This is a genomic window from Polyangium jinanense (genome assembly GCF_028435265.1).
Classification (GTDB): Bacteria; Myxococcota_A; Polyangia; order Polyangiales; family Polyangiaceae; genus Polyangium; species Polyangium jinanense.
Genome location: NZ_JAGTJK010000044.1, coordinates 74074 through 91226, shown reverse-complemented (window position 1 = coordinate 91226; position 17153 = coordinate 74074). Strand labels below are relative to the sequence as shown.

The following is a 17153-nucleotide window of genomic DNA, read 5'->3' as shown; positions in this document are numbered from 1 at the left end:
CAGTTCTTCCACCCCGAGTCCAGGGCTTGCCCTGGTTCGGGTCGAGGGGCGAACAGCCCCCGCGGGGTCCGGGGCAGCGCCCCGGCGCGGCGGCCCCACGGTGACGGGGAGGCGCTCGTCATCCGGAGGTCGCGAGCGCTGCGAGGCCATGGTGCATGCGGGAAAACGTGTTCTGGTGCGCGACGAGCGTGATGGCCGCGAGGATCGCGGGATCGTCGAGGCCGTGCGCGTGGAGCGCTGCCGCATCCGCGGCGGAGGCGGCCCACGGCGTGCGCGTGAGCTTCGTTGCGTACGCCGCGAGGGCGCGCTCGCGAGGATCCCGCGCGACCGCGTCCTCGTAGCGGGCGACCGCGCCGGCATCACACAGCTCGACGGCAGCGGCGCGGGCGAGGAGCCGGCGCTCGTGGCGCGAGAGCAGCACGTCGCGCTCGAAGTGATACGCGTGCCACTCTTCGAGCAGCCCCTGGGCAAACGCGCGGCGGGGGAACACGGGCACGCGCGAGCCGTCGACGGCGGGATTCCAGTCGCTCGGCGGCGGACGCGGCAGGGCCTCGCGCGTGGGATCGATGGTGAGGCGCGGCAGCGGAGACTCGTAATCGAACGTGATGCCCGTGCCGTCCGCGACACGCGTGTAGTAGTTGAAGAACGCGGCGACGCAGATGGCCTGCTCGACGCCGTCCTCGGACAACCCCACGGCGCGGAGGTGGTCGAGATCGGCGGCGTCGATGGACCACGGCGCCTCGGTCATGACGACCGCGAACCCGGCCAGGGCGCGCTGCCGCGGGGAAGCGCGCGGGAGGTCGGTTCCCGTCACGACGTCCGCGGCGAGGGCCTCATCCTGAGAAGCGGCACGCAGAAACTCTGCGTGAGCTGACGTTCAGTAAAAGCACTGGTTCGTCCGCGAGGCGGACGTGGCGATGAGCTCACGCTCCGCCCAGGAGAGCCCGTCGCCCCGGTGGAACGTGCCGGTCGCGGCGAAGGTGATCCGGAGGAGATCCGGGTCGAGACTGTGCGCGCGGTGGATGCCGGCCGGTCCGCCGTGCGGCGCACGGTAGACCGCGGGGATCGGGCGCGACAGCACGGCATCGTAGACGGCGCGGAGGGGTGCGTCCGCTTCGTGGGCCTCGACGATCCGGATGTGGGGCATGACAGGAGGCTATCATGGATCCCGAGGCGGAGTGAAATCCGGACGCGGACGCCGAAACGCGAAGCGGTGGAGCGCGGGACGATTCCCATGTCATTCTGGCAATGACGGACGCACGATTCTCGCGCGCGTGCTATGCGCGTGCCGCGCCGAACCTGTCATGTAGAACATGCCATGTAGAACGCGGGGGGAAGAACGGGGGAACTTTGGGCGCGAAGAACCGATAACGGCTCGGCCGCCTCGATGGGCAGCACGAACGTCCTCATCGGGGATGGTGACGGACGGGAAGGTTCGTGTAAGCTGCGAGCACTTCGTTCCTGGGAAAGGACCTGGACGGGCGATGGACTCCAAGGAGATGCTTGACAAACGGATCGTGCTGGCAACGAGCACCGACAACATGCTCGGCATGGTGCTCGACGGCGCGCTCACCCACCTCGGCCAGGCCTACGGGGTCGCGAAGGTGAACACCATCCGCACGCAGGTGATGGGGGACAAGACCATCCGCTCGTTCTTCTGGTACCCGGTCACCTCGCTCCTCAAGGTCGCGCGGCGCCTGGTCGACGACCCGAGCCTCGGCCTGACCTGTGACGAGGTCATGACCGGCTGTGGCCAGCACGCCTTCAGCTCCCTGCTCGAGTCGCCCGTGGGGAAGATGCTGGCCCGGTTCGGCCAGGGCAACCCGCAAGCCCTCGTCGCGAACGGCCCCTATGCCTATACCCTGGCCGTGAGCTTCGGCGAGCGCGAGTACTCGAAGACGGGCGAGCGCTCGGCCGACGTGGTCTTCACGCGCGACCTCTTCGGCCCCGCCTTCACCGTCGCCGTCTACAAGGTGGCGTACAAGCTCGTGAGCAACGTGGACGCCACCGTCACCGCGACCATCTCCAACGACGCCGGGACCGACTTCACCGTCCACTCACGGTGGTGATTCCATGCTCGGGCGGTCGCCACGCTTGCGGACCAAGAGGAGGTGGAGGCAGCCGGTGGGGTCCGTCCAGACCTCCGCATCCTCGACGTTCGGCAGCCCCGAGGCCAGCCCCAGCATGTCCGGCACATCCCTGTAAATGAGGTACCAGTCCATCGCCGCCTCGATGAAGCGGCGCATGGGATCGTGGCCGTTGAAGTTCCCCAGCGCCAAGAGGCCCCCCGGCGCGAGGTTGAGCCAGAGCCGCGCCGTGAGCGCCGTCGCGAACCGGGGCGAGAGGTAGTCGTACAAGCCGATCGAATAAATGAAGTCCTGGTCGCCGGGGACGAGGGTGGCCTTGCCGCGGATGAGCGTGAAGACCGAGCCGGACCAGGTGCGCACGTGGGCAGGATTCATCCGCTTGCCGAGCGCCGTGACGGCCGCATACAGGGCCCCCTGGTCCTGGTCGAGCAGCGTGACGCCGTCGAACGGCGTCGTTGGCACCACTTCGGAGAGCTCCGAGGCCGCGCCCGATGCCACGTTCATGACGTAGCGAGCGCCCCGGTTCCACTCGTCGTGGAGCAGTGACTTGAGCTTCTCCCGGCGGTTCCGGACCGCGACGAAGCCGGGCTGCTCGAGCACCCATCGGTCCATCCAGCGACCGAGGGTCGTCTCGCCCTTGGGGACGTTCTTATACACGTCGTCCATCATCAAGAAGTCGCCGGCGTAGCCCCGAGGTTTGGCGAAGCAGCGATGGATGATGGGGCTCTGCCAGAAATAAGTGCCCAGGACCTCCTGGAAGCGGCGCTGGGCCGGGGAGTTACGCAGGAGGCCGGAAGGCCCGAGGGCGTCGCTCGCCTCCCAGATGCCGCGCAGCATCTCCCCGAGCCGGGCGCAGTCCTCCGGCGACGGGGGTAGCGCGCTCCGTGGCGACGCCTCGAGCTCCCTGCACCATGCGGCGAGCTGGGCGAGCCGCCGCTCGCAATCCATCGAGATGGGCGGCCCTTGGACCTCCTCGTCCTCCGGACCGAATGATCTTCGAGCAGCGTGCTCCCCCGCCGCGCGCTCCTCGGCCCCCTTCGCGATGCTTTCCCTGGCAAGCTGCTGGGACATGGCCGGGCTCCTGTCGTTGTTCTCCGAACTGACGCAGAGCATCGCCGAAAAACGCCCTCGCTGACAACCCTTCAGGTACTCGACGCACGAAGGACACGTTTGGGTGAGTCCGGCCACGCGAACCCCGGGGCCTCAGCGGCCCTCGACGCCGTTCGCGGGAACGTAAGCGGTTCTTTGGCGACGAACCCGCCGCGCAGCAGGGCCACAGGGCGCAACCTCGGGGCGCGCGGGCAGGCGCTTCAGCGAATGAACTCGGCCGAGGGGTGTGCCCGCGGGAATTTGCGCAGGTATTCGAAGAAACGCGCGAGCGCCGTGTCGCTCTTCGTCAGGGCGCCAGGCCGGAAGTGGACGCCCCGGAGGATGGGAGCGTCGTCCGCGAGGATTTGCCGCTGCACGCCCATCGCGAAGTCGAGCAGCTCCTTCTGCGACGCCGCATCGCCCTCGGATTTCCTCGTGGCCAGGACGTAATACACCTTCGTGCGCCCCGGCGCCGGCATCCCGAACGGGGCGATGTATCCATACCAGCGGCCGTTGAAGAAGCTGCTCTGATAAAAGATCGTCGTCCCGAAGATCCCCACGCGGAACGTGACCCGCGGGCCCGCAGGGTGGATGCCGTCGAAGTCGTACATCATCGAGTGGTCGGTGAGGACCATGTTCTCGGCGGGCTCGCCCTTGTCGAACTTGAAGCCGTGCACGACGCGGATGTGCTGCACATCCGGCGTATTGCAGCAGACGACCCAAGGATCGACCGGAAAGACCTCGTCGTGCGCCTCGACCCGGAAGACGAGATCGTCGTCGGGATAAGGGAAATCCGGGAGATCGAAGAGCGGGGTTTCGCCGTTGAAGACCCAGATCATCCCGTACCTCTCCACCGTCGGGAAGCGGAAGAGGCAAGCGCCGGGCGGCGGCGGGTCGCCGGGGCCGGTCTTCAAGCAGGTTCCCTCCTGGCTGTACTCCCAGTGGTGAAACGCGCAGCGGATGGCGTCCCCAACGACCGATCCCGCGGCGAGATCAGCGCCAAGGTGCGGGCAGTAGGCGCTGAGCGCTTGCACCCTGCCGCTCTCGCCGCGAAACACCACGATGCGCCCGTCGAGGAAGCTCGTGCCGAGAATCGTCCCCGGTGAAAGCTCGCTCGACATGCAGACGGGATACCACGATTGCGTGAATACCCCGCCCTCCCCTTCGGCCGGGATCGGTTTGCCGAGGAGTCTCCTCCTCGCGCCGACCGCCGGGCCCGGTCCCCCATGGCTCTTGGTGTCCATCGTACGTCGTCTCCGTCCTTCGTCCGTGATGGCCGATTCAATGCGGGAATGCCGCGCTTCGAGTAGACGGGACCGCCAAGGCGCGTGTCAAGCAACGCGGGGGGCCGTTTCGCTGGGGCTTTGCCCCAGACCCCACCGGGGCTGTCCGCCCCTGGACCCGGACCAGCGCAAGCGCTGGACCCGGGGTCGATGAACTGCGCAACGCGCAGTTCATCGAACAGGCCGAGGCAAGACCAGGAGCGACGCTGCCAACCGAGAGCGCCGCGACGTGTCGACCGGCAACGTTGTCGCTGGTCTTGCCACCGGCCTGTGGGAAGAACTGCGCATCGCGCAGTTCTTCCCCAAATGGTCCAGGGCTTGCCCTGGTTCGGGTCGAGGGGCGAACAGCCCCCGCGGGGTCCGGGGCCGCGCCCCGGCCCCACGGTTCCAGCCGAGACCCATCGATGTGTCATTTGCGCATTCGCTGCGCCAAACTCTTCAGGTGACATGAAGGCCGCGCTGTGTAGAATGGGCCCCGCCACGAAGGGAGGAGTCTATGACGGTGAAGAGCTCGTATGCACCCGGCCAGTTTTGCTGGGCGGACCTGATGACCACGGATCCCGCGGCTGCCAAGGCGTTCTACACGACGCTGTTCGGCTGGACGGCCGAGGAGATGCCGTTTCCCGGCGGGACGTACACGATGTTCCGGAAACGCGAGCATGACGTGGCGGGGCTCGGCGGGCAACCGCCTGAGGAACAGTCGCGCGGGATCCCGCCGCATTGGAACGTCTACGTCTCCGTGGACGACATCAATGCCGTGTCGGCCAAGGCTGCCACGCTGGGAGGGAACATCCTTGCGCCCGCGTTCGATGTGATGGAGTCGGGGCGCATGGCGATCCTCGCGGATCCCACGGGTGCCGTGTTTTTCCTCTGGCAGCCGCAAAAGCACATCGGCGCGACCTTGTGGGGCGAACCGGGCGCGCCCTCTTGGTTCGAGCTCCAGACCACCGACCCGGAGAAAGCCAAAGCGTTTTACACGGCGCTCTTCGGCTGGTCGACCGGCGGCGACGCGACGTATACGGAGTGGATCGTGCGCGGCGAACACGTCGGCGGGATGCTGAAGATCGACCCGAGCTGGGGCCCGGTGCCGCCGAACTGGGGCGCGTATTTCACGGTCGAGAACGCGGACGACACGGTGGCGAAGGCGCGCGGGCTTGGCGCAAAGGTCTACATGCCGCCGAAGGAGATCGGTGGTGGCGGTCGGTTCGCCGTGCTCTCGGATCCGCAGGGCGCGGTGTTCTCGGTGTACGAGGAAAAGCGCCGCTGACTGCCCTTCACGGCCCCGGAGGGCTGCCGCCCCGGATCTTGAAGAGCACCTGAAACTTCACGGAGCCCTTCACCTCCGGGGCCACGATCTTCTCGAGTTTGTCGTAGATGGCCTGCGCGAACGGCTGATCCACGGTCGGCCGCTGGGCCATCTCCAATTTCTTCTTCTTCCCGGGCAGGAGCTCGCATTCGACGAGCAGATCGGTGCCCGGCCCCTTCGACGTGCCCACTTGCGCCTCGACGATGGTGATGATCTGCTTGGCGAACTCGCTCAGGTCGTCGACCGTGGTCCGCTTCGCGATGTCTTGCTCGCTCGTCAGGAGCACCAGCGAGGTTTCGACCTTGTCGTTCCGCTTCTGCGCCGCGGCGCCGCCCTCGGGCTGGGCCGTATCCCAGCCCCATTCGGATTCGTACCGTTTGCCGTCGATGGGATTCACGTAGGTCGTCTCGACGTGTTCCACGGCAAACGCCGGCATGTCGCCCTGGCCGGGAATCGTGATCTCTTTGCCCGAGATGAGCGCCTCGCGAATCCGTTTCCACGTGGCCACGGGGAACATCAGGAAGAACCCGTCCTCGGCCACCCCGGCCTTGGACGCGTCTTTGTCGCCGGCGAGGACGAGGAAGTTGGCCGTGATCCGATCGTTCATTCCCACCGGGCTCGTGATGGCGGAGAGCCCGGTTTGTCCGGGATACCAGAACAGGCCCGTGTTCGAGCTCGGATCCATTTCGAGCATCAGGATGAGCGCGTCCTCGTCCCCCTTCGCGACGGCCGCCTTCAGATTGTCGAGCCCGCGGGGAAGCACGCGCAGGACGATACGATCCCCCGGAATGAAAAAGCTCTTCGTCGGGGCGGCGTTCTTGAGGCCGCCCTTTCGCTCCATGCGCACCGACGCGCCGCGGACGTGTGTCCGCGGGCCCTTCGTGATCATGGTCTGGTCAGCCTCCCCGGGCCTGGCCACGGAAGGGCGCTTGCGGTCGGTCCAGAACGGCGTCGGATACGCCATCGCCGCGGCGCCGAGCCGGGCCAGGATCCGCGCATAACCGGCCTGCCCCCCCACGTTCTCCTCTTCGCACGTGACCATCACGGCGGAGAGGTACGGCACGTTCGCCGCGATTCCCTCCAGCGGCTGCGGCGGACCATAGATGATGCAATGAAACCCGTCGCGCCCGAGGAGCGGTGGACCATCGAGCTGCGAGCGGCCATGGACGTCGACGAGCTGCCCCTGCTCCGCGAGCTCGTAGATGAGCCCGTAGAGCTTGAAGAGCTGACGATCGAACGTGCCCTCGGCATCTCCGGGCTCGCGCTTGATGGAGAACCGGATCTCGCGTTGCCCGAGCGGCCAGAGGCCCTCGCTCACGTACGTCCAGAAGTGCAGCGGTCCCGCGGGCGTCGAGATCGCGTGCGAATACACCGTGACGGAGAGCTTCCCCGGCACGACCTCCTCGCGCAGGAGCACCTGCGCGGCGGACTCGGACGATCGGGACGCGGAGGCCTCGGCGCGGGGCGGCGGCGCGCCCGCCGAGATCGGAGGTTTTTCGTTCGCCGGCCCCGCGCAGCCTGCGGCGAGCGTCGCGGCGAGCAGCGCCGAGCGCACGCCGCGACGTGCCGTGATCCATGTCCCCTGCCGATGCATGCGCTTCGTCGCCATCGGCCGACGAGGGTAGCCGCATCGGAGGCGCGCCGTCACCTTTGTCGTGGTTCGCCCTCGGGCGTCATTCTTGGGGCAACGTCCGGAGGATCTCCTGCGCCGCGTCCAGGTGCCCCCGCAGAATGGGCAGGTTCTTCTCGGCGAATGCCTTCACGTCCGCGTCCCGGGAGGAGGACAGCGCAAGCGACAGGATGGCCACGTCGTACCGGTGCGACTCGATGACCGTGTGCAAGTACGCTCGGTCGAAGCGATTTCCCTGGAGGTTCGAGAGACGCTGGAAAAGGCTCTCACCCAGAGGCTCGAGCTCCGTCGGCATCTCGACGCCGAATTTACCCGCGAGCGCCTCGATCCCCTCGGTCACGTTCACGTGCTCGGCGAGATCCTGCAGCGCGAGCGCCTCGACCTTGGAGTTCTTCGCCAAACGCACGGCGAGCCGCGCGGCCTTCACCGACCAGAGATTGCTGCTCGCCGCCGCCTTCACGAATTGCGCGTCGTCGTACGCGACCGCGAGCTCGGCCGCCGCTTCCTCTTCCGGCGTCTCCGCAAGGGCCACGGACGACATCCCCATCGTGGCGAGCATGATCGCCATGAAAAATTTGTTCATGATGACATTCCCCCTCCCCGGCTCCTCACGGAGCGCCGGCTGTCCTGGCTGAATCCTGGGACCGCGAGCGCACGGGCGGGAGCCTAGCCGGAGAAAATGTCGCGCCTCGCTGCCGAGGCGCGCGACGACGAGGGAGCAGATTCGCGAATCCGCGTCAACCGCGTGAAGTCGGCATGACCTCGCTGACCGGCGCCTCGCCTTCGGCCAGCGGCCGGCTCAAAAGATCAACGGCCTTCTTCACCGAGCTCACGGGCCCCGCGAGATAGACGATGTCGCCGACATCAAAAGGCTTCTGCGGATCCATCTGTTCGAGGAGTTTGTCGCCGCGACGCACCGCGATGATGAGCGCCCCGGTCCGGCGACGCACGCCGAGGGACGCCGCCGAGCGACCCACCGCCGCGCTTGCCATGGTCACCGAGGCGCTCTCGATCTTGAGCTCGGCGAGATCCGCATGCTCGCCGAGCACCCGTCGCGGGAGCCTGTGCGTGCGCTCCGTGGTCTGCGTGGTCGCGCGCGCCTCGTCCACGCGATCGTCGATCACGTTGCGCGGAACCTCGAGCCAGCGGAGGAGCCGCGCGAGGATCTCCACGCCGCCCTCGACCTCCTCGGCCACCACGTCCGTCGCGCCCATGCGCAAGAGCGCCGGTTTCTCCAGGAGGTAATGCGCCCGCATGAGGATCGGAACCTCGGGCGCGACGCGTTTGGCCGTGTCCACCACGCGCTGCGCGGCCTGCGGATCGTTCATGAGCAAAAGAAGTGCGCGTGCCTTTTCGAGGTGGGCATGGCCAAGCGCCTCCTCGCTCGTCGCGTCGCCGTAATACACGGGCTGGCCCGCGGTGCGCGCGGCGCGGACGGTCTCGGCGTTCAATTCGAGCACGACGTACGAGACACCGGTCGCCTCGAGCGCGCGCGCCACTAGCTTGCCCGCGACGCCGTAGCCCACGATGACCACGTGCGCCGAGAGACCGTGCGCCTCGCCCGCATCCGCCTCGTCGATGCTGCGCACGCCGATGAGGCGCTCGAGCGGCGCGAGCAAGCGCTGCCCCGCGGTGACGTGCGGCGCGACGCGCACGAAGACCGGCGTGAGGAACATGCTGGCGATGCCAGCCGCGAGGAGCGGGCGCGTGGCGTTTTGATCGACCACACCCGCGCTCTCGCCGAGCCGCGCGAGGACGAACCCGAACTCGCCGAACTGCGCGAGCCCCACACCCGCGAGCCAGGCGACGCGCGCGGGAAAACGCATGGCGAGCGCAGCGATCGTGGCAAGCACGCCCTTGGCGACGAAGAAGCCGCTGAGGAGGAGCAGCACGAGCAGCGGCCGCTCGAGCACGACCCGCGGGTCGAAGAGCATGCCGAGCGAGACGAAAAAGACGCTCACGAAGGCGTCGCGCAGCGGGAGCATGTCGCCCATGGCGCGGTGGCCGTACTCGGTGTCGGCGACGACCATGCCGCCGAGGAACGCGCCGAGCGCGAGCGAGAGGCCGGCGAGCGACGTGAGCCACGCGGTGCCGACGCAGAGCGCGAGCACGGCGAGGAGGAAGACCTCGCGGCTGCGGCTCGCCGCGACCCAGCGCAAGGCCCGCGGGACGACGAGACGCGCGACGAGGATGGTCGCGACGACGACGGCCGTGGCCTTGCCGAGCGCGAAGCTGATCTCCTTCGCCATGTTCGTGCCCGCGGAGCCTTCGCCGAGCATGGGGACGACGAGGACCATCGGGACGACGCAGAGGTCCTGGAAGATCAAGGTGCCGACGATGAAGCGGCCGTGCGGCGCGTCGAGCTCGCGGCGCTCGGCCAGGGCGCGGAGGACGATGGCGGTGCTGGAGAGCGCGAAGACGAAGCCGTAGAAGACGCTGCGCCCGGCCGGCTGTCCGAGGGCGTTCGCGACGAGCGCGACGACGCCCGTGGTGAGCCCGACCTGGATGATGCCGCCGAGCGCGACTTGACGGAAGATGCTCTTCAGGCGCGCGAGCGAGAACTCGAGGCCGATCGTGAAGAGCAAGAGGACCACGCCGATCTCGGCGAGGATCTCGATCGCGTGGATCGAACGCACGAGCTTGAAGCCGAACGGCCCCACGAGCGCGCCCGAGAAGAGCAGCCCCGCGACCGTGGGCAGCGAGAGGCGCGACAGGACGACGGTCACGAGGACGCCGAGCGCCGCGATGACGGCGATCTCGTCGAGGAGCGGAATGTGGCCCATCGGAGTGGAAGATAACGTCGAACGGGGTTCTTTTGAAGACAAACGAACGGCGCGCTCGATCGTCACCCCATCCGCGTGCCGAAGCAAGCCACTTCGCGCGTGGCGTCGTCAGGCCGAGGGCTTCCCGAAGTCGACGGCGAACCAGAGCACATGGACCGCGCCCTTCTTCGTCTTCACCATGGCCGGGCCGAGCCAGACGTCGGGCGCGACCTCGCGGATCTCGTCGCGGATGCGAGCGATGAAGAAGGGGTTTCCGGGTTGCTCGTAGTCGAGGTAGACGCAAGGGCGGTCGTCGACCGCAGAGGGCTCGATCCGCGTGCGGAACGGGAACCAGTCGAACCGGAACGGCAGGAGTTTTACGCGGTTGATACCCGTGCCCTCGCTCCGGTCGAGCGCGCCGAAGCTCTTGCCATCCCAGGGAAAACGCCGGCGGGACGCGAGGAACTTGAGCGCTGAAAAGAGCGGCGTGCCGTCGGTGCCGCGGACAGCGAGCATGCGGCCCTTCGGTGTACCCACGAGGCGCTCGACGCTCATGGGCGCGGGGGCGGCGCGGTAGAGTCGATCGAGCTCCGCGCTCGAGAGCTTCGCAAGATCGTCCAGGTTTCGCACGAGCGCGGCACCCTCGCCGCGGGATGTCGTGCCGTTCGCAGTCGTCGTCGTGGCCATGAAATACCTCCCCTCCAGGTGACAGGAGCCATGGAACCACGGGCGCCGCACGATTGAAAACCCGCTTTTCGTGCGCCTCCCGCGATTCCAGAGGGGACGATCCGAAGGCAGGCGGCCCGAGCGTTGCTTGGCCGGCATTGCGAGGTGGCAGCATGAGAGTTCCGTGGCTCCTGCGTGTCGTCGAGCGGCTACAGCTCGATGAGATCGTCGAAGTGTTTCACGCGCCCGTGCGTGGTTTCTTCACGCGGCATCCCCGCATTCGAAGGGCGCTCGATGGAACCTGGCTCGGGCATCCGCTGCATGCAGCGCTGGTCTCCGTGCCCATCGGTGCCTTCACGACGGGCCTCGTCCTCGATGTCGCGACGCTGCTCGGGTGCACGTGGGCGGCGCGCGGGGCGGATCTCGCATTCCTGTTCGGGCTCGTGGCGCTCGTGCCCTCGGTGCTCACGGGGATCACGGACTTCGGTTACATCGAAGGAAAGGCGCGGCGCGTGACGTTCGTGCACGCGTTGTCAGCCGCGGCGAGCACGATGCTCCTGGTGGGCTCGGTGATCCTGCGGGCAATGGGGCTCCGCGGCGCGGGGATCGCAGTGTCGTTGCTCGGTTTCCTGATTCTCGGGGTCGGCGCCTGGCTCGGCGGGGAGCTCTCGTATCATTATGGTGCAGGCGTCGGGCGCATCTCGGAAGATCGGCGCGAGTAGCTGAAGCCGCTTCGCTGGGGCGTTGCCCCAGGCCCCACCAGGGGCTATCCGCCCCTGGACCTGGACCAGCGCAAGCGCTGGACCCGGGGTCGATGAACTGCGCGATGCGCAGTTCATCGAACAGGCCGAGGCAAGACCAGGAACGATCCTGCCAATCAAGAGCCGCGCTGCCATTTCGAACGGCAACGTTGTCCCACCGGCCCGTTGGAAGAACTGCGCATCGCGCAGTTCTTCCACAAATGGTCCAGGGCTTGCCCTGGTTCGGGTCGAGGGGCGAACAGCCCCCGCGGGGCCCGGGGCAGCGCCCCGGCGCGGCGGCTTTCAGTAGAGTGTCCCCTTCCCCCCGCGGCGCATGCCGAGCCAGCCGAATCCGCCGCTCTTCGCGTGCGGGTCCTTCGGTTCGAAGAGGTTGCCGAGTGTCGGCGTCGCGTGTTCGGCGCGGATCGAAAAGCGGCACGTGACCGAGCTCATGAAACGCGCTGAGAGTGCTGGAGAGAGCCGGCTCAAGATGTAAACGAAGGCGCCTGCGACACCGATGGGACGCCGCGGGCGCGGCCGTTCGGCGAGCCCGACGAGGATCTCGGCCACTTCGTTCGCCGAGGAGACCGGAAGTACCGGCCCGACCTCGTGGCCCGTGAGGTTGCCGGCGCGCTCGTAAATGGGCGTGTCCACCGAAGGCGGGAGCACCGAGCATACGTGGATGTCGGGAAAACGCGCGAGCTCGAGGCGCAGGCACTCCGAGAGGCCGAGGACCGCGAACTTGCTCGATACGTACGAGCTCACGAGCGGCGCGCCCACGAGCCCCCAGCCAGAAACGTTGTTGATGAGTATTCCCCGGCGCTGCGCGAGGAATACCGGGAGCACGGCCCGCGCCCCGTGCAGGTAGCCGTAAAGGTTCGTCTCGACGACCCGCTTCCAGGCAGCGCTCGGCGTGTCGAGCAGCGTGCCGAAGAGCAGAAGCGCCGCATTGTTGATCCACACGTCGATGCGGCCGAAGCGGGCGATCGCCGCTTGCGCGAGCGCTTCCACCGCGGCTTCGTCGGTCACGTCGGTCGGTACCGCGAGCGCCTCTGCGCCGAGCGCCTCGCACGCGCGCGCCGCCTCCGCGAGGGCGTCCGCCTGCCGCGCTGCGAGCACGACCCGTGCCCCGCGCCGGGCGAATGCCTCGGCCGTCGCGAGACCGATGCCGCTCGATCCGCCGGTGATGACGACGACCGATCCCTTGATCCCGCTCGAACCCACCATATCGATTCCACTCCGGCAAGACCCGCGCCCCACGGACCGAATAGGGCCTGGCCCCCGCTCCCCGGACGTGGGGAGTGAGGGCCGGGCGATCTCACGAATCCCAAGCTCGAAACGCCTGCGTCCCGGCTCGACCTAACGACCGAAGCGGTCGTCGTCGAAGCGGTCGTTGTCGAAGCGGTCGTTGTCGAAGCGGTCGTCGTCGAAGCGATAGAAGCCGCAAACACGCCTCACGCAGTACCTGTACTCGCTCTCGCACCGACCAGGGCGGAAGTGGTGCCTGGGGCCGAACCGATCTTCGAACCGCTCGCAGCGGAAGTAGTTGCGCTGGCAGCGCCTCATGCAGCGGCCATACCAGCCCCGGCGGCCGCGATCGAAATTGTCGAACGGCGGCGGCTGGCTCGACAGCGCTTCGTCGGAGGACGTGATGTTGCGCTCCTCGGTGGCCTCATTGTCCATGAGCGCGCCCTCGGTCTCGGCGACGATCCCTTCCTCCACCGGCTGCTCGGCGCGGGCCACGCTGGCGGTCCCGACGAGACCCATCGACATCACGGCCAAAAGCAACGACTTGATAGCGTTCATCGTACATCCCCCCTGCGCCCGGGACGCCCCGGACAGGCAAGCTGTACGTCGTGCCCGGACGGCCGAACGTCCACAGGGGGAAATGCTTTTTTCTGTCTGTCGTGAGCTCACGCTCCCGGCTTTGCCAGAAGCTCCAGGAACTGCGCCTCGTCGAGAATCCTTACGCCCAGCTTCTCGGCTTTTTCGAGCTTCGAGCCCGGCCCCTCGCCCACCACGAGGTAGTTCGTCCGCGACGAGACGCTCGACGTCACCTTGCCGCCGAGCGCCTCGATCCGGGCCTTGGCTGCCTCGCGCGACATGCCCGCGAGCGTCCCGGTGATCACGAATGTTTTTCCGGACAAGGGCCCCTCCGTCCCCTTCCGCTCCTCGGTCAGGCGCACGCCGGCGCGGCGGAGATCCTCGACGAGCGCCTGCGTGGCGGGCCGGTCGAACGCCTCGCGCACCGCTCTGCCGATCGTGGGCCCGACGCCCTCCACGGCCGCGATGTCCTCCACGCTCGCCCTGGCGATTGCGTCGAGCGAGCCGAATGCGTCCGCGAGCCGCCGCGCCGCGGTCGCGCCCACGTGGCGAATGCCGAGGCCGTACAGCAATCGATCGAGGGGTCGATCCTTGGCGGCCTCGATCGCCGCGAGCAAGTTCCGGATCGAACGCTCCTTGTACCCGGGCAAACCCGCGAGATCCGCCTCCGTCAAGAAAAACACGTCCGACGGGCCCCGGATGAGGCCCCGATCGAGCAAGGCTTGCGCCGTGGCATAACCGAGGTGCTCGATGTCCATCGCGCCGCGAGAGGCGAAATGGACGACACGCTCGAGAGCCTGCGCCGGGCAATCGAGGTTCGGGCACCGCGCGACCGCCTCGCCTTCAGGCCGGACGACCGGGCCGCCGCAGGCCGGGCAAACCGTGGGCATGTGGAAGGGGCGCTCCGCACCGGTGCGCACGCTCGGAATGGGGGCGACGACCTCGGGAATGACGTCACCCGCGCGACGCACCACCACCGTATCACCGATGAGAATGCCTTTCCGGGCGATCTCGCTCTCGTTGTGCAGCGTCGCCATTTGCAGGGTGACGCCGCCGACGCGCACGGGTTCGAGGATCGCGAACGGCGTGACCGCGCCGGTCCTGCCGACATTGACCCGGATGTCGAGGAGTTTGGTCGTTCGTTCTTCCGCCGGGAGCTTGTACGCGACGGCCCAGCGTGGCGCCTTGGCCGTGGTGCCGAGCTCGATCTCGGCCGCGAGTGGATTCACCTTCACCACGGCCCCGTCGATCTCGTGCGGCAACGAATGCCGATCCTCCGCGAGGCGCCGGACCTCGGCCTTCACTGCGTCGAGATCGGGCGTGCGCGCCGAACGCGGGTGGACCCGGAGGCCGACGTCGCGCAGGTAGTCGAGCATCTCGAAATGGGTCGCGAACGTGCGCCCCTCGATCCGCACGAGACCATGAAAATAAATGTCGAGCGGCCGCCGCGCCGTGACGGCCGGATCCTTTTGCCGGAGCGTGCCGGCGGCCGCGTTGCGCGGGTTCGCGAACAGGGGTTTTCCTTGCTGGCCGAGATCCTCGTTGATCCGATCGAACGCGGCGATCGGCAAAAATACCTCGCCGCGGACCTCGAGCCACGCCGGCGGGTCTTCCGTACGCAGGCGCGCGGGGAGCGCGCGCAGGGTCCTCAGGTTTTGCGTGACGTCCTCGCCCACCGTGCCGTCGCCGCGCGTCGCGCCGCGCAGATAGCGGCCGCCTTCGTAGACGACCGCGACAGAGACGCCGTCGATCTTGGGCTCGGTCACGAGGTCGACGTCCCGGCCGAGGGCGCGACGCACGCGATCGTACCAGGCGTCGAGCTCGGCGTCGTCGAAAACGTTATCGAGGGAGAGCAAGCGGTCGCTGTGGCGGACGGGCGCGAAGAGCGCCTCGGGCGGGGCGCCCACGCGCTGGGTGGGCGAATCGGGCGTGATCAGCTCGGGATAAGTCGTTTCGATGGATTCGAGCTCCCGGACGACCTCGTCGTATTCGGCGTCGGAGATCTCGGGCGCGGCGAGGACGTGATACCGATAATCGTGGTGCGCAATGGCAGCCCGGAGCTCGTCCGCCCGCACGCGCGCCCGCGCGAGGTCTTCGTCGGAGGGCACGCCGGGAGCATGCGGCTTCAGCGCGAGGCGCGCAAACGACGGCGAATGCGGGTCGAAAGGAAGGCGCCGGCAACGAGCGCGAGGGCGCCGTGGTTCGTCGCGTCGTCCGTTGTTCCGGCCACGCGGCAACCGCAGCTCCCGTCGGAACCGGGATCGTCCGCGGATGCGCCGCCCGCGCCCGCTCCGCCGCCGCCGGACGCGCCCGCTCCGCCGCCGCCGGACGCGCCCGCTCCGCCGCCGCCGCCCGTGCCGGAGCTGCTGCTCGAACCTCCGCCCACGCCGCCCGTGGGCGAATCCATCACAAACTCGTAAGCGCCCACCGCGGGGGGTTTGGCGCGGAGGTATCCGTCGAGGTCGGTGGTAAAACCGTCTGCGCTGTGATCGATGCCAGCGCCGCGCGCGGGCGAGCTCTCCGTGAGGTGGTAATCGTCCGCGTCGGGCGCGACAAACCCGGCCTCGGCGACCGTAGGCACGAAGAGATTGCCCTCGGCCGCCCAGCCGACATCGTTCCCTGCCCCGATGGCCGAGGTCGGCCCCACGACAAAGTTGTTGTAGGCGAACGCGCCTTCGATCTTGTCGCCGAAGACCTGTACCGCGGCCTTGCCGAATCCGACCAGCGTGTTGTGGGCGATGCGATAAGCGACGGGCCCCGGGTTGTTCTGGATGTTCGCGTAAATGTTCGTCTCGCCGAAGCGGAGCACGACGTTGTCGGCGACGGTGGTGTCGTTCGCGCCGAACACGAAGATGCCGTTCACCGGGCCGTCGGAGATGATGTTCCGGCGGATGTCGCACTTCGAGGGGCCCCCGATCTGCAGGCCCATCCACTGGTATTGCACCATCTCGCCGCCGACACGGCGGATCACGTTGTCGTGGACGCTGCAGCCTTCGCGGGCCATGCCGACCTGCGCGCCGTCCCAGCCCGTGTCCTCCACGAGGCAATGGTCGATCTCGATGCCCTCCAGGAAATGCGGCATGCGCACCTCCTGCTGGCCGTTGCAGGTGATGGTGTGGCCGGCGCCCTGGGTGCTGCCCACGTAAAACCCCTCGCCGCCGGTGTCGTGGATCCAGAGGTGGTGGAGGCGCACGTTTTTCTGGATGAACTTGTCCTGGTCGGCGCTGCCGTCGCAGAGGGGGTCGGTCTTCGACATGACGCCCGCGAAGCCGGTCTCGTAGACCTCGATGTGATCGACCTCGTAATCGGTGCTCTTGTCGAGGAACCAGAGGCCGACGCCCGGGTACGGTTCCTTGTCCGGCGCGCTGACCCGGAAGCCGTACTCGACGCCGGCTTCCCCGGTTCCGGTGAGATGAAAATGGTGGGAGCTACCCTGGAAATCGACGGCATACGCACGATCGGTGTTGCGCACGTTGACGACGCCGCCGCAGTTCTTGACAACGACGGGCGCCTCCGCCGTGCCGCGGATCTCGCGGAAGCGGATGAACTCGTAATCTCCGGCCATGACGCAGACGACGTCGCCGGGCTCGACGCCGAGCTCGGTGCCGTTGACGGCCGTCGTTCCCGGCATGATCTCGTGATTGCAGCCGCATTCGGCGGCCGACGCGGAGGCCGGATCGAGGATCAGGAGCGAGAGGGCCGTGCAGGCGGAGAGGAGGAGCGAGGTGCGGGCGTGGATCGAGGAAGGCATGCCCACATGCTAACG

The 17153-nt window shown here is 67.9% G+C and carries 15 protein-coding genes; 3 read left to right on the top strand and 12 right to left on the bottom strand.

Annotated features, from left to right (window positions below; all coding sequences use genetic code 11):
* Positions 1-118: 118 nt before the first annotated feature.
* Positions 119-814, bottom strand: a complete 696-nt coding sequence (locus KEG38_RS42495) for a carboxymuconolactone decarboxylase family protein (RefSeq protein ID WP_272426428.1) — start codon at positions 812-814, stop codon at positions 119-121.
* A gap of 63 nt (positions 815-877) precedes the next feature.
* Positions 878-1147 carry a carboxymuconolactone decarboxylase family protein gene (locus tag KEG38_RS42490; protein ID WP_272426426.1) on the bottom strand — a complete coding sequence of 90 codons (270 nt, stop codon included), beginning with the start codon at positions 1145-1147 and terminating at the stop codon, positions 878-880.
* A 337-nt stretch (positions 1148-1484) separates the two neighbouring features.
* Here KEG38_RS42490 and KEG38_RS42485 point away from each other — a divergent pair, with 337 nt between their 5' ends.
* On the top strand, positions 1485-2069 hold the full coding sequence (locus KEG38_RS42485) for a TIGR02265 family protein (protein WP_272426424.1): 585 nt from the start codon (positions 1485-1487) through the stop codon (positions 2067-2069).
* On the opposite strand, the gene KEG38_RS42480 is transcribed toward KEG38_RS42485, so the two are convergent.
* Positions 2058-3158: a class I SAM-dependent methyltransferase family protein gene (locus tag KEG38_RS42480; protein ID WP_272426422.1), complete on the bottom strand. Its 1101-nt coding sequence runs from the start codon at positions 3156-3158 to the stop codon at positions 2058-2060. The two genes, KEG38_RS42485 and KEG38_RS42480, sit on opposite strands and share 12 nt — an antisense overlap.
* A 239-nt stretch (positions 3159-3397) precedes the next feature.
* Positions 3398-4420, bottom strand: a complete 1023-nt coding sequence (locus tag KEG38_RS42475; RefSeq protein WP_272426421.1) for a Rieske 2Fe-2S domain-containing protein — start codon at positions 4418-4420, stop codon at positions 3398-3400.
* 535 nt (positions 4421-4955) lie between these two features.
* Here KEG38_RS42475 and KEG38_RS42470 point away from each other — a divergent pair.
* Positions 4956-5726, top strand: coding sequence for a VOC family protein (locus tag KEG38_RS42470; RefSeq protein WP_272426419.1), 771 nt, complete (start codon positions 4956-4958; stop codon positions 5724-5726).
* A 7-nt stretch (positions 5727-5733) separates the two neighbouring features.
* Here KEG38_RS42470 and KEG38_RS42465 read toward each other — a convergent pair whose 3' ends face one another.
* The 4 genes from KEG38_RS42465 to KEG38_RS42450 form a co-directional block, all read right to left on the bottom strand.
* Positions 5734-7374 carry a hypothetical protein gene (locus KEG38_RS42465; RefSeq protein WP_272426417.1) on the bottom strand — a complete coding sequence of 547 codons (1641 nt, stop codon included), beginning with the start codon at positions 7372-7374 and terminating at the stop codon, positions 5734-5736.
* Positions 7375-7438: 64 nt separating this feature from the next.
* Positions 7439-7978 carry a DUF4142 domain-containing protein gene (locus tag KEG38_RS42460; RefSeq protein WP_272426415.1) on the bottom strand — a complete coding sequence of 180 codons (540 nt, stop codon included), beginning with the start codon at positions 7976-7978 and terminating at the stop codon, positions 7439-7441.
* A 154-nt stretch (positions 7979-8132) separates the two neighbouring features.
* Positions 8133-10178 (bottom strand): monovalent cation:proton antiporter family protein, encoded by a 2046-nt coding sequence (locus KEG38_RS42455; RefSeq protein ID WP_272426413.1) that lies wholly within the window; start codon positions 10176-10178, stop codon positions 8133-8135.
* A 108-nt stretch (positions 10179-10286) separates the two neighbouring features.
* A complete protein-coding gene (locus tag KEG38_RS42450; protein WP_272426411.1) occupies positions 10287-10844 on the bottom strand; it encodes a hypothetical protein in 558 nt (185 codons plus the stop codon).
* A gap of 152 nt (positions 10845-10996) precedes the next feature.
* On the opposite strand from KEG38_RS42450, the gene KEG38_RS42445 reads away from it, so the two are divergent.
* A complete protein-coding gene (locus tag KEG38_RS42445) occupies positions 10997-11545 on the top strand; it encodes a DUF2231 domain-containing protein (RefSeq protein ID WP_272426409.1) in 549 nt (182 codons plus the stop codon).
* 321 nt (positions 11546-11866) lie between these two features.
* Here KEG38_RS42445 and KEG38_RS42440 read toward each other — a convergent pair whose 3' ends face one another.
* The 4 genes from KEG38_RS42440 to KEG38_RS42425 all read right to left on the bottom strand — a co-directional run bounded on the left by KEG38_RS42440 (position 11867) and on the right by KEG38_RS42425 (position 17138).
* Entirely contained in the window at positions 11867-12790 is a 924-nt protein-coding gene (locus KEG38_RS42440) for an SDR family NAD(P)-dependent oxidoreductase (RefSeq protein WP_272426407.1), read from the bottom strand.
* 132 nt (positions 12791-12922) lie between these two features.
* Positions 12923-13369 carry a hypothetical protein gene (locus KEG38_RS42435; RefSeq protein WP_272426405.1) on the bottom strand — a complete coding sequence of 149 codons (447 nt, stop codon included), beginning with the start codon at positions 13367-13369 and terminating at the stop codon, positions 12923-12925.
* A gap of 107 nt (positions 13370-13476) precedes the next feature.
* Positions 13477-15495: an NAD-dependent DNA ligase LigA gene (ligA, locus tag KEG38_RS42430; RefSeq protein ID WP_272426404.1), complete on the bottom strand. Its 2019-nt coding sequence runs from the start codon at positions 15493-15495 to the stop codon at positions 13477-13479.
* 17 nt (positions 15496-15512) lie between these two features.
* A complete protein-coding gene (locus KEG38_RS42425) occupies positions 15513-17138 on the bottom strand; it encodes a right-handed parallel beta-helix repeat-containing protein (RefSeq protein WP_272426403.1) in 1626 nt (541 codons plus the stop codon).
* Positions 17139-17153 lie beyond the last annotated feature (15 nt).

Bases quoted from the DNA above. Each gene is read 5' to 3' on its own strand.
- KEG38_RS42490 (WP_272426426.1), bottom strand. From the start codon at position 1,147: ATGCCCCACATCCGGATCGTCGAGGCCCACGAAGCGGACGCACCCCTC.
- KEG38_RS42485 (WP_272426424.1), top strand. From the start codon at position 1,485: ATGGACTCCAAGGAGATGCTTGACAAACGGATCGTGCTGGCAACGAGC.
- KEG38_RS42480 (WP_272426422.1), bottom strand. From the start codon at position 3,158: ATGTCCCAGCAGCTTGCCAGGGAAAGCATCGCGAAGGGGGCCGAGGAG.
- KEG38_RS42475 (WP_272426421.1), bottom strand. From the start codon at position 4,420: ATGGACACCAAGAGCCATGGGGGACCGGGCCCGGCGGTCGGCGCGAGG.
- KEG38_RS42470 (WP_272426419.1), top strand. From the start codon at position 4,956: ATGACGGTGAAGAGCTCGTATGCACCCGGCCAGTTTTGCTGGGCGGAC.
- KEG38_RS42465 (WP_272426417.1), bottom strand. From the start codon at position 7,374: ATGGCGACGAAGCGCATGCATCGGCAGGGGACATGGATCACGGCACGT.
- KEG38_RS42460 (WP_272426415.1), bottom strand. From the start codon at position 7,978: ATGAACAAATTTTTCATGGCGATCATGCTCGCCACGATGGGGATGTCG.
- KEG38_RS42455 (WP_272426413.1), bottom strand. From the start codon at position 10,178: ATGGGCCACATTCCGCTCCTCGACGAGATCGCCGTCATCGCGGCGCTC.
- KEG38_RS42450 (WP_272426411.1), bottom strand. From the start codon at position 10,844: ATGGCCACGACGACGACTGCGAACGGCACGACATCCCGCGGCGAGGGT.
- KEG38_RS42445 (WP_272426409.1), top strand. From the start codon at position 10,997: ATGAGAGTTCCGTGGCTCCTGCGTGTCGTCGAGCGGCTACAGCTCGAT.
- KEG38_RS42440 (WP_272426407.1), bottom strand. From the start codon at position 12,790: ATGGTGGGTTCGAGCGGGATCAAGGGATCGGTCGTCGTCATCACCGGC.
- KEG38_RS42435 (WP_272426405.1), bottom strand. From the start codon at position 13,369: ATGAACGCTATCAAGTCGTTGCTTTTGGCCGTGATGTCGATGGGTCTC.
- KEG38_RS42425 (WP_272426403.1), bottom strand. From the start codon at position 17,138: ATGCCTTCCTCGATCCACGCCCGCACCTCGCTCCTCCTCTCCGCCTGC.